General features: G+C 66.4%; 12 protein-coding genes. 8 read left to right on the top strand and 4 right to left on the bottom strand.

The features are described 5' to 3' along the window. Window positions 1-147 precede the first annotated feature (147 nt). Complete coding sequence (locus IPU70_RS19935) at window positions 148-2628, top strand: heavy metal translocating P-type ATPase (protein ID WP_207469617.1); 2481 nt, start codon at window positions 148-150, stop codon at window positions 2626-2628. Between the two features lie 78 nt (window positions 2629-2706). Here IPU70_RS19935 and IPU70_RS19930 read toward each other — a convergent pair whose 3' ends face one another. The 3 genes from IPU70_RS19930 to IPU70_RS19920 form a co-directional block, all read right to left on the bottom strand. Further along, window positions 2707-4242 (bottom strand): argininosuccinate lyase, encoded by a 1536-nt coding sequence (locus IPU70_RS19930; protein WP_207469616.1) that lies wholly within the window; start codon window positions 4240-4242, stop codon window positions 2707-2709. Window positions 4243-4345: 103 nt separating this feature from the next. Then, window positions 4346-5359 carry an NADP-dependent oxidoreductase gene (locus tag IPU70_RS19925; protein ID WP_207469614.1) on the bottom strand — a complete coding sequence of 338 codons (1014 nt, stop codon included), beginning with the start codon at window positions 5357-5359 and terminating at the stop codon, window positions 4346-4348. A 36-nt stretch (window positions 5360-5395) separates the two neighbouring features. Next, window positions 5396-6010, bottom strand: coding sequence for an NAD(P)H-dependent oxidoreductase (locus IPU70_RS19920; protein WP_013396347.1), 615 nt, complete (start codon window positions 6008-6010; stop codon window positions 5396-5398). Between the two features lie 103 nt (window positions 6011-6113). On the opposite strand from IPU70_RS19920, the gene IPU70_RS19915 reads away from it, so the two are divergent. Both IPU70_RS19915 and IPU70_RS19910 read left to right on the top strand, forming a co-directional pair. Next, entirely contained in the window at window positions 6114-7007 is an 894-nt protein-coding gene (locus IPU70_RS19915; RefSeq protein ID WP_207469613.1) for a LysR family transcriptional regulator, read from the top strand. Window positions 7008-7078: 71 nt separating this feature from the next. Beyond that, window positions 7079-7987, top strand: coding sequence for a LysR family transcriptional regulator (locus IPU70_RS19910; RefSeq protein ID WP_207469612.1), 909 nt, complete (start codon window positions 7079-7081; stop codon window positions 7985-7987). A 15-nt stretch (window positions 7988-8002) separates the two neighbouring features. On the opposite strand, the gene IPU70_RS19905 is transcribed toward IPU70_RS19910, so the two are convergent. Further along, on the bottom strand, window positions 8003-9541 hold the full coding sequence (locus tag IPU70_RS19905; protein WP_207469611.1) for an AMP-binding protein: 1539 nt from the start codon (window positions 9539-9541) through the stop codon (window positions 8003-8005). 297 nt (window positions 9542-9838) lie between these two features. Between IPU70_RS19905 and IPU70_RS19900 the strand changes: the two genes are divergently transcribed. Genes IPU70_RS19900 through IPU70_RS19880 form a run of 5 tightly spaced genes read left to right on the top strand, consistent with a single transcriptional unit; the run spans window position 9839 to window position 15538 of the window. After that, window positions 9839-10597 carry a class II aldolase/adducin family protein gene (locus IPU70_RS19900; RefSeq protein ID WP_207469610.1) on the top strand — a complete coding sequence of 253 codons (759 nt, stop codon included), beginning with the start codon at window positions 9839-9841 and terminating at the stop codon, window positions 10595-10597. 47 nt (window positions 10598-10644) lie between these two features. Next, window positions 10645-11637: a ketopantoate reductase family protein gene (locus IPU70_RS19895; protein ID WP_207469609.1), complete on the top strand. Its 993-nt coding sequence runs from the start codon at window positions 10645-10647 to the stop codon at window positions 11635-11637. A gap of 33 nt (window positions 11638-11670) precedes the next feature. Further along, on the top strand, window positions 11671-12636 hold the full coding sequence (locus tag IPU70_RS19890) for a tripartite tricarboxylate transporter substrate binding protein (RefSeq protein ID WP_207469607.1): 966 nt from the start codon (window positions 11671-11673) through the stop codon (window positions 12634-12636). Window positions 12637-12679: 43 nt separating this feature from the next. After that, the gene (locus IPU70_RS19885; RefSeq protein WP_207469605.1) at window positions 12680-14677 is read left to right on the top strand and encodes an NAD(P)/FAD-dependent oxidoreductase; all 1998 of its coding nucleotides are present in this window, start codon (window positions 12680-12682) and stop codon (window positions 14675-14677) included. Further along, window positions 14678-15538, top strand: coding sequence for a patatin-like phospholipase family protein (locus IPU70_RS19880; RefSeq protein WP_207469603.1), 861 nt, complete (start codon window positions 14678-14680; stop codon window positions 15536-15538). The last annotated feature ends 38 nt before the right edge of the window (window positions 15539-15576 follow it).

Below are 15576 nucleotides of genomic sequence, written 5' to 3'. Positions count from 1 at the left end.
CCATTTTAGAAACCACCGGCTGCAACAACTGCGGCCGCTATTTTTTCCCTTGGACGACCCGCGGCAATCAAACGCTTGACCTTGACATCATTGGAATCTTTATAGTGCAGCCATCAGCATGAAATTCCAAGTTTTCAAGGAGCGGATATGAGTGCCATCCCAGCAAACAGCGTCGCGGTCAGCCTGCCCATCGAGGGAATGACCTGCGCCTCCTGCGTGGGTCGGGTCGAAAAGGCCTTGAAGGCCGTGCCGGGCGTCAATCAGGCCAGCGTCAATCTGGCGACCGAACGCGCCGACATCACGTTTGCAGGCGCGCCGGACGTCGCCGCCGCGGTACAGGCGGTACAGAAAGCGGGTTACGCCGTCGCTGAAACCACGATAGAACTGTCGGTCTCCGGCATGACCTGCGCCTCCTGCGTGGGCCGCGTCGAGAAAGCCCTGAAGGCCGTACCCGGCGTCAGCAACGCCAGCGTCAACCTCGCCACCGAGCGCGCCAGCATCACCGCGGCCGGCGGCGTGCCCGCCAACGCCCTGATCCAGGCCGTGGCCAAGGCCGGCTATGAAGCGAAAACCCTCTCGGCCGAATCCAGCGACACCGACGCCGTGGCCGAACGCCAGGCCGCCGAACTGAAGTCGCTCAAGCGCGCCCTGACCATCGCCACGATCTTCGCGCTGCCCGTGTTCATCCTGGAAATGGGCGCCCACATCGTGCCGGCGTTCCACCACGTCATCGCTGAAACCATCGGCACGCAGAACAGCTGGTACCTGCAATTCGTGCTGGCCAGCATCGTGCTGTTCGGCCCCGGGCTGCGCTTCTTCAAGAAAGGCATCCCCGCGCTGCTGCGCGGCGCGCCCGACATGAACTCGCTGGTGGCGGTGGGTACGTCCGCCGCCTACGCTTATTCGGTGGTCGCCACCTTCGCGGCCCAACTGCTGCCCGCCGGCACCGTCAACGTCTACTACGAGGCCGCCGCGGTCATCGTGGCGCTGATCCTCCTGGGCCGCTACATGGAAGCCCGCGCCAAGGGCAACACATCCGAAGCCATCAAGCGCCTGCTCGGCCTGCAGGCCAAGACCGCGCGCGTGGTGCGCAACGGCGCAACGCTGGAACTCGCCATCGAGGAAGTCGTGGCGGGCGACCTGATCGAAGTCCGCCCGGGCGAGCGCATCCCGGTGGACGGCGAAGTCGTGGAAGGCAACAGCTACATCGACGAGTCCATGATCAGCGGCGAGCCCGTGCCGGTCGAGAAGCAGCCCGGCTCGGAAGTGGTCGGCGGCACCGTCAACCAGAACGGCGCGCTGACGTTCCGCGCCACCAAGGTCGGCGGCGACACGCTGCTGGCGCAGATCATCCGCATGGTCGAACAGGCGCAAGGATCCAAGCTGCCGATCCAGGCCATGGTGGACCGCATCACGATGTGGTTCGTGCCTGCCGTGATGGCGGCCGCGGTCGTGACCTTCATCATCTGGCTGACGTTCGGACCCGAGCCCGCCCTGACCTTCGCGCTGGTCAATGCCGTGGCTGTGTTGATCATCGCCTGCCCCTGCGCCATGGGCCTGGCCACGCCGACCTCGATCATGGTGGGCACCGGCCGCGCCGCGCAGATGGGCGTGCTGTTCCGCAAGGGCGAAGCGCTGCAGTCGCTGAAGGATGCCCAGGTCGTGGCGGTGGACAAGACCGGCACGCTGACCAAGGGCCGTCCCGAACTCACCGACCTGATCGTCGCGCCGGGCTTCGAACGCGCTGTCGTGCTGGGCAAGGTCGCCACCGTCGAAGCCAAGTCCGAACACCCGATCGCGCAAGCCATCGTGGACGCGGCGCGCGGCGAGGGCATCGCGCTGGGCACGATCTCGCAGTTCGAATCGATTACCGGCTTCGGCGTAAGCGCCCGGGTGGACGGCGATCTGGTGGAAATCGGCGCCGACCGTTACATGCGTGAGCTGGGCCTGAGCGTCGAGTCTTTCGGTTCGGACGCCGTGCGTCTGGGCGACGAGGGCAAGAGCCCGCTGTACGCCGCCATCAACGGCAAGCTGGCCGCCATGATCGCCGTGGCCGACCCCATCAAGGAAACCACTGCCGCCGCCATCCGCGCCCTGCATGACCTGGGCCTGAAGGTCGCCATGATCACCGGAGACAACCGCCGCACCGGCGAGGCCATCGCCCGCCAGCTCGGCATCGACGAAGTGGTCGCCGAAGTGCTGCCCGACGGCAAGGTCGCAGCCGTGCAACGCCTGAAGCAGCAATACGGCCCCATCGCCTACGTCGGCGACGGCATCAACGACGCGCCGGCCCTGGCCGAAGCGGACGTGGGCCTGGCCATCGGCACCGGCACGGACATCGCCATCGAGGCTGCGGACGTGGTGCTGATGTCGGGCGACCTGGGCGGCGTACCCAACGCCATCGCCCTGTCCAAGGCCACCATCCGCAACATCAAGCAGAACCTGTTCTGGGCCTTCGCCTACAACGTGGCCTTGATTCCCGTGGCGGCAGGCCTGCTGTATCCGGTCAACGGCAGCCTGCTGTCGCCGGTGTTCGCGGCGGGCGCGATGGCCCTGTCCAGCGTCTTCGTCCTGAGCAACGCGCTGCGGCTGCGCCGCTTCGCGGCGCCCTTCCCGGCCCGCGGCTGAGGTCCGCTCCGCGTTTCCGGCCCAGGCCGCAAGCACGGGCTGCCAGCGGCCTGGCGACAGGCCGCCATGACCCGGCCCCTACTGGCCCTTCTCTTTCGGCGCGCTGGCAACCAGCGCGCCGAATCTCTCGTCCAGGTCCGCCAGCGCATCGTTGATGTGGGCGCGGCGCGCCTTGATCCAGGCATCCTGTTCAGCCAGCTGCGCGCGCGCCTCCTTCAGCATGCGCTCCATTTCCGCCGGCTGCGGACCACCCGAAGTGGCGCGGTTCTTGACGATGGCGACCGGGTCCAGCGTCGAGCGGAACTCCGCCTCGCTCATCGGCAGTTCGTTGCCGTACTTCGAGTCCTTCATGGCATCGGCATAGATGCGGCGCGCCTGCTCATACGGGAAGTCCAGCGGCTTGATGTTGTTGGTCTTGGCGTAGCTCACGACCTCGGACGCGAAGTGATGCCCGTCGCGGAACGGCAGCTTGTACTTGCGCATCAGCACGTCGGCCAGTTCCTGCGACGCCGTCCAGTCGCTGTTCAGTTCTTCCAGCGCCCGGTCGGGGCTGATGACCATGGCTTTCAGCACCCGGTCCCAGCGTTTGAGCGCCGAGATGCCGGCGTCGACCATGGCGGAGTTCTGCTTCACGTCCTTGGGATCGCTCATGCCCGGCGTGATGTTGTGCGTCTGCACCACCGGCCCCATGGCCAGCGTCACGGCGGTCGACGCGTCGCTGCGGGTGTCGTTGAGCAGGCCGGGGTTGCGCTTCTGCGGCATGGCGCTGGACACGTAGGTGTTGCCGCCGCCCTCTTCCAGCAGGATCCAGGGACGCGGCTGGGCGTACTGGGTCATCACGTCCTCGACGAAGTTGCCGGTGCGCAGCGCGATGCTGGTGACGATGGATGCAACTTCCACGGGCTGGTCCATGGATGAAATCTGCGAGGCGTCATAGGCATTGTCCACCAGCGCGGCAAAGCCCAGATACTGTGCCATGCGCTTGCGGTCCAGCGGCCAGCTGGTGCCGTTGAGCACCGTGGTGCCCATCGGCGAACGGTCGATGCGCACATAGGCTTCGCGGATGCGCTGGGCGTCGCGCGCCATGCCGGCGGCCTGCCCCAGCAGATAGTGTCCGTAGCTGTTGGGCTGGGCCGCCACGCCGTTGGTGTAGTTCGGCACGATGGTCGCGGCATGCTTGCCCGCCAGTTCCACCAGGGTGGTGGACGTGGCGTTCAGCTGGGCCGCCAGATCCAGCAGCTTGTCGCGCAGGATGGCGCTGCGGTAGGTCGCGTGCATGTCCTGGCTGGAACGCCCCGCGTGCAGCAACGTCACGTCCTCGCCCGCCGCCTTGATCAACAACGGTTCGAAGGTGATGACGCTGGACGGGCGCTTGGCGCCAGGCTGGTTGCCGTCGCTGATCACCTTGGCCACGCCGGCGGCCAGGCGCGGCGCCATGGACTTGTCCAGCAACCCCTCGTCGGTGTTGATGACGGCGGTGGCCTTGTTGATCTCGCCCAGCCAGAAGAACGGATCGCGCGGCACGGAGGCCGGGGGCTGGGCTTGCTGGGCCGACGCCTGGGCGCCGAACGTGAAGGCAAGCGCGGCGCCCAGGGCGGGAAGTAGTTGTCTCATGGCTGTCTCGTTTGGATGGCGATCGGCCAGTGTATCGGCGGGCCAGGCGGCCGGAAATGGCGGATTTCACCGAGCCTGCGGCCGACCCGCGCGGGCCGGGTCTTCAGGACTTGGTCAGCCTGACCAGCATCTTGCCGGTGTTGGCGCCCTTGAACAGGCCGATGAATGCCTCCGGCGCGCGCTCCAGTCCGTCCACCACCGTTTCACGCAACTGCACCTGTCCGGCCTTGATCCACGCGCTCATGCGGGGGATGAACTCCGGCAGCACGTCGATGTGGTCGGAGGCGATCAGGCCCTGGAGCTTGATGCGCTTTTCGATAGCCGAGAACAGATTGCGCACGCCGATGGCCGGCTTGCCCTCGTTGTAGCCCGAGATCATGCCGCACAGCACGAAACGCGCATGGTCATTGGCCAACGCCAACGCGCTGTCCAGATGGTCGCCGCCGACATTGTCGAAGTAGATGTCGATGCCCTGCGGCGCGGCCTGGGCCAGCGCCGCGGTGAGATCGGGCGCGCTGCGGTAATCGATGACCGCATCCGCCCCGGCAACGTCGCGCAGCCAGCGCGCCTTGTCCTCCGAACCGGCGGACGCCACGACGCGCAACCCCATCTGCTTCGCCATCTGGACCACCACGCTGCCGACCGCGCCGCTGGCTGCGGACACGAAGATGGTTTCGCCCGCTTGCGCGTTGGCAATCCGAGTCAACCCCACGTACGCCGTCAGGCCAGGAAAGCCCAGGGCGCCCAGGTAGGTCTGCAAGGCGATGCCGTCGTCGGCGACGGCGGTGGCATGCGCGGCGTCGATCAACGCATGCTCGCGCCAGCCGGCGAAGTGCACCACTCGATCGCCCGCGGCAAAACGCGGATCGGCGCTCTGCTCGACCACGCCGACCGCCGCGCCTTCGAGCACCTGGTCCAGCGCGAAGGGCGCGATGTAGCTCTTGCGCTCATCCATGCGGCCGCGCATGTACGGATCAACCGACATCCACAGATTGCGCACCAGGATCTGCCCTGGCCGGGGCGCGGGCAGCGTGGTTTCGACCAACGCGAAGTCGTCTGACGTGGGCAGCCCCGTGGGGCGGTTTTTCAGGTGGATTTCCCGCGTGGTGATGGACATGGCGAACCTCATTGAGAAGAGTAGGGAAGGAAATGTTCAGCGCGCGGGAGGAGTCCCGGCGCCTGTCGCGGCAAGCGAAAGGCCGAACCCGTACGCATCGGACAGGTTGCGATGCCGCGCGTCCTCGTCGCCGCTCTCGACGTCGAGGAACAGGTGCGTGCGCAGGTCGCTCACGCCGCTGTAATAGAGGATTCCGTGTTCGATCTGGGTGGAAATGGCGGCGCGGTAGCCGTACTCGTCATAGGCATGCGGGCCGGCGCCGCCGGTCGCGATCAGGCGCACGCGCTTGCCGGCCAATCGACCCGGCTGTCCCCCGGCGGCGCCGAAGGCCCATCCCTTGGTGAAGACACGGTCGATCCAGCCCTTGGCCAGCGCCGGCATGGCCCACCAGTAGATCGGGAACGCCAGCACGACCAGGTCAGCAGCCTCCACGCGCAACTGTTCGCGCCGCACGTCGCCGGGCAAGGGTCCCTTGCCGCGGTAGAAATCCAGGTCGGCTTCGGTCATGCGCGGATCGAACGCCTCGGCGCGCAGATCGGCCCATATGACCCGCGCGTGGCCGCCGGACTGCACGCCGTTCACATAGCGCTCGGCAAGCGCCGCTGAGAATGTATCGGCCGGCGCGCCGGCGGTGATGACCAGGATGTTCATCTGGGTTCCTTCTGTCTTGATGACGATGAACCCATTGAATCATCTATAAAACAGATAAAATAGTTCAATATTTCGCAGAAATTTATCTAATTGATAGATATATATGCCACCCAGAATCTCGCTGGAGCAATGGCAGGCCCTGGTCGCCGTGGTGGACGCGGGCGGCTACGCCCAGGCCGCCGAGGCGCTCAGCAAGTCGCAGTCGACCATCAGCTATGCCATCCGCCAGATCGAGGAACGGCTGGGCGTGGCGGCGTTCGCCATGGACGGACGCAAGGCCCTTCTGACGGACGACGGCAAGATCCTCTACCGGCGCGGCAAGTCTCTGGTGAACGAGGCCCAGCGCCTGGAACGGGCGGCCGGCAATCTCGCCAAGGGGCGCGAACAGATGCTGACGCTGGCCGTCGAAAGCCTGTTCCCTACGGACCTGCTGCTGCGCTGCCTGGACAAGATTGCCGGCGAATTCCCCGAGACCCGCATCGAACTTCACGAATCGGTGGTCGGCGGCACCGACGAGCTGTTGCTCTCGGGCGAGGTCGACCTCGCCATCTGCGCCGACCACATCCCGGCCGGCCATGTCGGCGACGCGCTACTGCGCTACTGCGCGGTCGCCGCCGCCGCGCCCTCGCATGCCCTGCACCTGATGAACCGGCCGCTGTCGCTCGAAGACCTCAAGGCGCACCGCCATCTGGTGATCCGCGACAGCGGGCGGCAGCGCTTGCGGCCCAGCGTCTGGGACGTTACCGAGCAGCGCATCACCTTCAGCCACAAGAGCACGTCGATACGCGCCGCGTGCATGGGCATGGGCTTCGCCTGGTATCCGGAAGACTGGATCCGCGAGCAGTTGGCCTCGGGCGAATTGAAGCCGCTGCCGCTGCAGGACGGCGCGCAACGCTGGGGCGCTCTGTACCTCGTCTACCCCGATCCCGACGCGGCAGGGCCTGGCGCGCGCCGCCTGGGCCAGATACTGCGCGAGGAGAGCCAGAAATCCGCGTGAAACCGCGGCGCCGACAGTTTGCCCGCGTCCTTTAGCCTTAACATACGGCCCAAAAACCACTACATGCGCCCATGCCTCGTCCGAATCTGACCAACGCCGAAACCCTGTGCCAGATCGCCAAGCTGGGCAGCTTCCGCGCCGCGGCCGAGCGGCTGCACACCTCCCAACCCGCCGTCTCGGCGCGCATGAAGGAACTGGAGCAGTCGCTGGGTTTTCCTCTCTTCGAAAAGCGCGGCCGCCGGCTGGAACTGACGGTGCCCGCGCGCCGCTTCGTCGAGCGCGTGGAACCGCTGCTGCTGGCGGTGGAAGACGCCTTCACCGACGCGGAGGCCGTCAACAACGCGGCCGGCACGGTACGCATCGGCATGGGCGAGATTTCCATGACCTGGTTTTCACGCGTGGTGCCCGAATTGCGCCGCGCCCTGCCGCGCATCTCCTACGAGATCGAGCTGGACCTCGCGGTCAAGCTGCAGGAGCATCTGACGTCCGGCGCGCTGGACATCGCGATCATGGCCAATCATCTGCGCGACGACCAGTTCATCTGCGAATCGCTGGGCAAGACCCGCATGTCGTGGATGGTCTCGTCCCGGCTGCTGCACGACGCTGACGGCCAGCCGCGCACCATGCAATCGCTACTGCAAACAGAGCCGCTGTGGTGCGTGTCGCGCCCGTCGGGCTTCTTCGGCCCGGCGCAGGACGAACTGCGCGACATGGGCGCCAACCTGGACAATATCTGCAGCTGCAATCGCCTGAACAGCCTGATCGAAGTCGTCGAAGCCGGCGGCGGCATCGCGCAATTGCCGGAAATGATGGTGGCCGAACAAGTTCGCGCCGGCTCCCTGGCACTGGTGGACCCGACGCTGACCCCGCTGACGCTGGAGTTCACCATCGCCATCCACCGCAACCAAGGCCAGGCCATCGTCCATCAGGTCGCCGAAGCCCTGACCCGGCTGGGCAAGGCCGCCACCGGCCAGGCCTGACGACCCTCGCGGCGTTCAGGCATCTAGCAGCGCCCGTTTCTGCACCTTGCCGCTGGCGTTGCGCGGCAGCTCCGCCATGAACTGCACGTGTTCGGGCACCTTGAAGTACGCCAGCCGCTGGGCGCAAAAGGCCTTGATGGCATCCGCATCCGCCTGATGCCCGGCGCGCAGCACGATGAAGGCCTTGACCGACTGGTCCCGCACCGGATCCGGTACGCCCACCACGGCCACGTCGCGCACGGCGGGATGCCCCATCAAGGCCTCTTCCACCTCCGCGGCCGAGATGTTCTCGCCGGCCCGCTTGATCACTTCCTTCTTGCGGCCGAAGAAAAAGAAGTTGCCCTTGGCATCCTGATAGCCCAGATCTCCCGTGTGCAGCCAGCCGCCGTCAAACACGGCCTGCGTAGCCGCCGGGTCGCGATAGTAGCCCAGGGTCAGCGTGCGCCCTGGACGCCCGCGCACCACGATCTCGCCCACGGCGCCCGCGGCCACCGGCTGGTTGTCGTCGTCGACCACGAACACTTCGCGGTCGGGCGTGACGCGCCCGATGGACGGGTAGGCGGACGGCGAGGCATGCGGCTGCAAAGTGATGTAGAGCATGGTCTCGGATTGCCCGTAGCCGTTGCGCAGGGGAATGCGGAAGCGCTCGATGAACGCCGCGATCTCGGCTTCCGAAATGTTGATGGCATAACCCGCGTAGCGCACCCGGTGCGCCGTATCGAACGGCGTGGGCGGCTGGTTCAGCAAGGTGCGGCAGAGCATGCCGGACAGGCTGCATATCGTGATGCGGTGCTCGATGAGCTGGCGCAGGTAGCGCGTCGCGCTATAGCGTTCGCCGATCACCGCGGTGGCGCCTGCCGTGAGGCAGGACAGCACCGTCTCCTGGCAATTGGCGTGGAACAGCGGCTTGTTGTTGAACACGCGGTCGCTGCGGCTCAGGCCGCTGTTGGCCGCACCCGCCTGGCCGCACCAGAGCAGGTTCGCCTGTGTCAGCATCACGCCCTTGGGCCGCGCCGACGTGCCAGAGGTGTACAGGATCTGCGCCAGGTCGTCGCTACCCTGGTCGGGCGCCTGGCAATCCGCCGGCGCCCCCGCCAGCGCGCCGCTCAGGCCTTCCGGTCCCAGGCTGCCGCGCGCAACCGCCACGATGTCCGGCGGCTGCACCATGCCGGCGCAGACTTCGCGTATCAGGGCCTCGTGCGTCGGCTCCACCAGCGCCAGCGCGGGCTGGCAATGCTCAAGCTGGTAGGCCACTTCCGGCGCGGTGAGATAGATGTTGCCCGCCACGATGACGGCGCCCGCCAGCATCAGGCCCATCCACAGCGGCACATACTCCGCGGTGTTGCCCATGAACACGAACACGCGATCACCCGGCTTCACGCCGCGCGCCTGCAGGCCCGCGGCAAATCCGCGGGCCGCCTCACGCAACTGGATGTAGCTCAACTGGCTGATGTCGCCGTTCTGGTACTCATGCACAATCGCCAGCCGATGCCCGTGGCATAGCGCCTGTTCATCGAGCAAATCCGTGATCGTGCGGTTTCCTGCAGCGTCCATCCAGCCTCCAGCTTTTCTGATTTTTCAATGGCGCGCAGACTTGTTGCAGGCGCGCCCATGGGTAGGAAAATCAGTATAGGCAGCGGTTTTTCGCCGCACTAGCCAAACGTTTTTATGCATATCCATCAAGGTTTTTCATGCATGCCGGCATGGCTGAATGATTGATGGGATTTATGCGTTTCCATCAAAACGTTTGCTTAGTCGGAAGCGGTCGGAAAACCTATACTCCGGTTGAAACAGGCCACGCGGCAAAAGCGCGGGCCAGACCAAGAAGAATGCAAAACCGGAGGAGTCGCCGTGCAAGAGGCATCGATCAAGGACCAGGTTTCAGCCGGGGAATGGGCAGTGCGGGTGGACCTCGCCGCGGCCTACAACCTGGCCGTCGAGATGCGCATGACGGACCACATCTACACACATATCTCGGCCCGGGTTCCCGGCGCCGAGCCGCATTTCCTGATCAATGCCTACGGCCTGATGTTCAATGAGATCACCGCGTCCAACCTGGTCAAGGTGGACATCGATGGCGGCATCCTGCTGGACCAGACCGGCCTGGGCATCAACCCCGCCGGCTTCGTCATCCATAGCGCCATCCACCGCGTCCGCCACGACGCGGCCTGTGTCATGCACACGCACACCGCCGCCGGCATCGCCGTGTCCGCGCAAGCGGCCGGGCTGCTCATGATTTCGCAGCATGCCATGCGCTTTCACGACCGCATCGGCTATCACGACTACGAAGGCGTCGCGCTGGACATGGACGAACAGCAACGCCTGATCGCCGACCTGGGTCCGCACAGCGCGATGATCCTGCGCAATCACGGCCTGCTGGTCTGCGGCGCCAGCGTGCCTGACGCTTTCGACGCCATGTTCTACCTGGAGCGCGCCTGCCAGGCGCAGGTCGCGGCGCTGGCCGGCGGCCTGCCGCTGGTGACGCCCGCCGCCGAAGTCGCCGAGAAGGTCGGCCGCCAGTTCGACCGTCTCGACCGCCCCTCCCGCCACAAGCACTGGCCTCCCCTGCTCCGGCTGCTGCAACGCATCCGGCCCGAATACCAGGAATAGCGGCAACCGCGCCGCCCTCCCGGCGGCCCCTTTTTCGCAGAGTAGAAATGGAAGATGCTCATCAATGCCGCGTCGCGGTATATGGTGCGGGTGCGATCGGCTGTCTGCTCGCCGCGCGCCTGGCCCAGGCAGGCTGCGAGGTGACCATGATCGCCCGCGGACAGACGCTGGCCGCCTTGCGGCAGCATGGCGTCGGGTTGACGGCTGACGGCGTCACGCGCCACTACCCGGTGCGCGCCACCGACGATCCGCGCCAGGTGCGCGACGCGGACTACCTGATTCTTGCGGTCAAGCAACAGGCGCTGGACGATATCGCCGCGCACCTGGCGCCGATGCTCGCGCCGCAAGGCGCCGTGGTGCCGGCCGTGAACGGCATCCCCTGGTGGTATCTGGCCACACTGGACAACCCGCTGGGCGATGCGCCGCTGCAATCGGTCGACGGCCGCGGCATCCTCAGGCGCGCACTGCCGTTGGACCGGGTGCTGGGCGCGGTGGTGTACATCGCGGCGAATTCCACCGCGCCCGGCATCGCGGCGCAGAACGCCCGCAACCACCTCATCCTCGGCGAGCCTGACGGCCACGTGTCGGCCCGAGCCAGCAGGCTGGCTGGCCTGCTGCGGGCGTCGGGCCTGCAATGCGAGGTCAGCGCCGGGATCCACCAGGCTGTCTGGATCAAGGCGATGGGCAACGCCACCTTCAATCCCTTGAGCGTGCTTGCCAACGCCACCATGGAAGCCATGGTCCGCGATCCCTACCTCGGCAAGCTGGCGCGCGCCATGCTGGGCGAATACCTGGCGCTAGGCCAAGCGCTCGGACTTGCGCTGCCGGTAACGGTGGAGCAACGCATGCAGGCCGCCGCCAGCGCGGGGGCCGCCCAGACCTCGATGCTGCAGGACGCCCAACAAGGCAAGCCGCTGGAAATCGACGCCCTGGTCGGCGCCATGATCGAAATCGCAGCAAAGCTGAACCTGGACATGCCCTATGCCAACACGGTGTGGGGGCTGATCCGGCACCGGAACCTCAGCGCAGGCTCCACCTGAACGCCACACCTAGAAAACCACAGGAGACAAACCATGAAATGGCTATCGAACTGCCTGGCCGCAACCCTGATCTGCGCGGGTGCAACCGCTCACGCCCAGGACTATCCCAACAAGCCGATCAACATCGTGGTGCCCTTTACGCCTGGCGGCGTCACCGACGTGATGACCCGTCAGATCGCGGCCAAGCTGCAAAGCGATCTGGGCCAGCCGGTGGTGGTGGTCAACAAGCCCGGCGCCGGCACCATGATCGCCTCGGCCTATGTGGCCAAGGCGCCGGCCGATGGCTACACGCTGCTGATGGCGGCGTCGTCCCTCGGCATCGCTCCCAGCCTGTACAAGAACACCGCGAACTACGACCCGGTCAAGGACTTCCAGCCCGTGTCGCTCATCGCCAGCGTGCCGCACGTGCTGGTGACGGGCAGGCAGGTGCAGGCGTCCAACGTTAAGGACCTGATAGCCGCGCTCAAGAAAGATGGCAAGTCTGCCACCTTCGCTTCCTCCGGCAATGGCACTTCCAACCATCTGGAGGGCGAGCTGTTCGCCGCGCTGACCGGCCTGAAGATGACCCACATCCCCTACAAGGGCAGCGTACCGGCGCTGACCTCCCTGGCCGGCGGCGAAGTCGACATGCTGTTCGTGGACATCGCGGCCGCTCAGCCCTTCCTCGACAGCGGCAAGGTGCGCCCGTTGGCCGTGACCACCAAGACCCGGTCCTCGGTGCTGCCCGACCTGCCTACCGTGGAGGAATCCGGCTTGCCCGGCTACGACGCCATGCCCTGGCTGGGCATCGTGGCCCCGGCCGGTACGCCGCCCGCGGTCGTCGAGAAGCTGCAGGCAGCCTTGCAGAAAATGAAGACGGCGCCGGACGTGCAGGAGCAATTCAAGAAGATGGGCCTGGACGCCCTGTTCACCAAGCCTGCCGACTTTGGCGCTTTCATCGTCAGCGACAGCGCCAAATGGGCCGAGCTGATCAAGAAGTCCGGCGCAACCGCCGAATAGGCCGCAACCCCATACCCCACGCCATTCCTGCAAGGACCCTTACATGCATCGCGATACCCCGGCCCCGGCAAAACCGCTAGGCAACGACGTGTGGGAGACCACGCTCAAGCGTGCGCTGACCAGCGCCAACATTCCCACGCTGCTCATGGTGCTGGTGCACCTGACGGGCGACACGCAATGGCTGTCCGGGCGCTACCAGTGCTCGCGCATCCGCGGCCTCGAAGACAACGATCCCGGCGGCCTGCCCGAAACCGTGCAGGAAGAGATCCGTGAAGCCGCGTACTCGGCCATTCTGCTCAACCGCCGCGGCCAGCCGCCCAAGCTGCCCGCACCCACGCATGAAGAGTTGGTCTCCATGCTGCGCACCAGCATCGGAGAAGCGGTTCCTGACTCTTACGGCCCCATGATCGCCGCCTGGCTGGGGCTGGATCCGGACTTCGCACTGGAGCAACGCCATGCGTTCCCGGTGCCGCGAGGCTATCGGGTCCTGGTCATCGGCGCAGGCGTGGCCGGCCTGTGCGCCGCGATCCGCCTGCAAGGCGCGGGCATTCCTTATGTGGTGATCGAGAAGAACGCCGAGGTCGGCGGCACCTGGTACGAGAACCGCTACCCCGGCGCGGGCGTGGACACACCCAACCATATCTACTCATACTCCTTCGCCAAGCACGACTGGTCGCGCTACTTTGCCCTGCAGGGCGAGATCCAGGGCTATTTCGAAAGCGTCGCCGACCAGCATGGCGTGCGCGCCAACATCCGCTTCAATACGCGCGTGGAGTCCGCCCGCTACGACGAAGCCGCGCTATGCTGGAACGTACGCATGGTCAGACAGGACGGCCAGATCGAGGACTATGCGGCGGACATCGTCATCAGCGCGGTAGGCCTGCTGAACGTGCCCAAGTTGCCCCCCATACCCGGCCTGGAGAGTTTCAAGGGCCCCTGCTTCCATACGGCGAACTGGCCGGAAGGCCTGGACCTGCGCGGCAAGAACGTGGGCATCATCGGCAACGGCGCCAGCTCCATGCAGGTCGTGCCAGCCATCGCCGACGACGTCCGCTCCCTGACCGTTTTCCAGCGCTCCAAGCAATGGGCCGCGCCGTTCGAGAAATTCCAGAAGCCCGTGCCGCAGGACGTCCGCTTCCTGCTGCGCGACGTGCCGTACTACCAGGAGTGGTATCGCCAGCGCCTGGCCTGGATCTTCAACGACCGGGTCCACGCGACCCTGCAGATCGATCCCCACTGGCCGCATCCCGATCGCGCCATCAATGAGATCAACGACAAGCATCGCGAGCACTTCACCCGCTACATCAAGACGGAACTCGGCGAACGCCAGGATCTGCTGCCGGAGGTGTTGCCCGACTACCCGCCCTTCGGCAAGCGCATGTTGATGGACAACGGCTGGTTCCGCACCATGGCGCGGGACCACGTCAAGCTGGTCACGGGCGGCATCGCCCGGGTCACGGAAAGCGCGGTGGTGGGCGACAACGGCAATGCACATGAACTGGACGTGCTGGTGGTCGCGACCGGCTTCGACGCGATCAACCTGTTGTCCTCGTTCAAGCTCTACGGCCGCGGCGGACGCTCGATCCGCGAGGCCTGGGACGAAAAGGGCGCCGAAGCCTTCATGGGCGTGGCCGCCCCGGGCTTTCCCAACCTGTTCATCCTGGCCGGCCCCAACACGGCGCTGGGCCACGGCGGCAGCGTCGTCGCCCTGCTGGAGACCCAGGTACGCTACGTCATGGGCCTGTTGCGGCAAGGCCTGGAGCGGGCAGGAGGACGCTTCGAGATCGAGGTGCGCAAGGACCGCCATGACGCCTACAACGCGCGCGTCCAGGCCGCGCATGACCGCATGATCTGGACCCACAAGGGCATGAGCAACTGGTATCGCAACGCGCATGGCAAGGTGGTCGCGCCCACGCCGTTCCGCAATGACGACTACTGGCACATGCTGCGCAAGACGGACATGGGCGACTACCACTATCGTCCGGCGCCCACGGTTGGCGAGGCCGAACCGTCCGCCGCCACCCGCGTCGAGACGGCCTGAATGCCGTACGCGCAAATGAGGCGCTGCCTGGTACTGGGCTGCGGCGGCGTGACCGGGCTGGCCTGGGAGATCGGCATCCTGGCGGGCTTGGCACGCCAGGACATCGACCTCGCCGCCGCGGACCTGTTCATCGGTTGCTCCGCGGGTTCCGTCGCCAGCGCGCAACTGGCGCTGGGCGTCCCGCCCATGCAGCTGCTGGCGACGCAACTGGGCGGAACAGGCGCCGAACAATTCCGGCCTTATTCCCAACAAGCAGCCGACGACAAGAACCACGCGCTGTACGGCAAAGTGGGCGCCGACCTGCAGCTGGCACGGCGGCGCATCGGCGCCTATGCTTTGCGCAGCGCCACGCCCACGCTGGCCGAACGCCGCGCCATCATCGCCGCCCGCCTCGGCGCAAGCGATTGGCCAAGCCGCCCCTTGCGTGTCGTTGCCGTCGACGCGCATAGCGGCGAGGGGCGCAGCTTCAGCGCCGCCGACCAGGTGGATTTCATCGACGCCATCGCCGCCAGCTGCGCCGTGCCGGGCGCCTGGCCGGCCGTACCCATCGATGGCTCGGCCTACATGGACGGCGGCATCCGCTCCATGACCAACGCCGACATGGCTGCCGGCTACAGCCAAGTCGTGGTACTGGCGCCGCTGGGGTTTCGCGACGGCAATCCGGTCAGCGGGCATCTGCGGCGCGAACTGCAGGCGCTGCGCGAGGCCGGCAGCCAGGTCCGAGCCGTGCTACCGGATGAGGCCAGCGTACAGGCCATCGGCGACAACGTACTGGACCCGGTGCGCCGTGCCGAGGCCGCCCAGGCCGGGCTGCGCCAAGCCACCGCAATCGCGCAAGCGGTGCGGGAGGCGTGGCGCTGATCCTGCCCCGCATTCAAGGCAGGCACCGTGGGTCCAGC

The organism is Achromobacter sp. SD115 (assembly GCF_017355315.1).
Classification (GTDB): Bacteria; Pseudomonadota; Gammaproteobacteria; order Burkholderiales; family Burkholderiaceae_B; genus Achromobacter; species Achromobacter xylosoxidans_B.
Note: the sequence above shows the minus strand (reverse complement) of the source record. Positions and strands in the feature narration are given on the sequence as shown.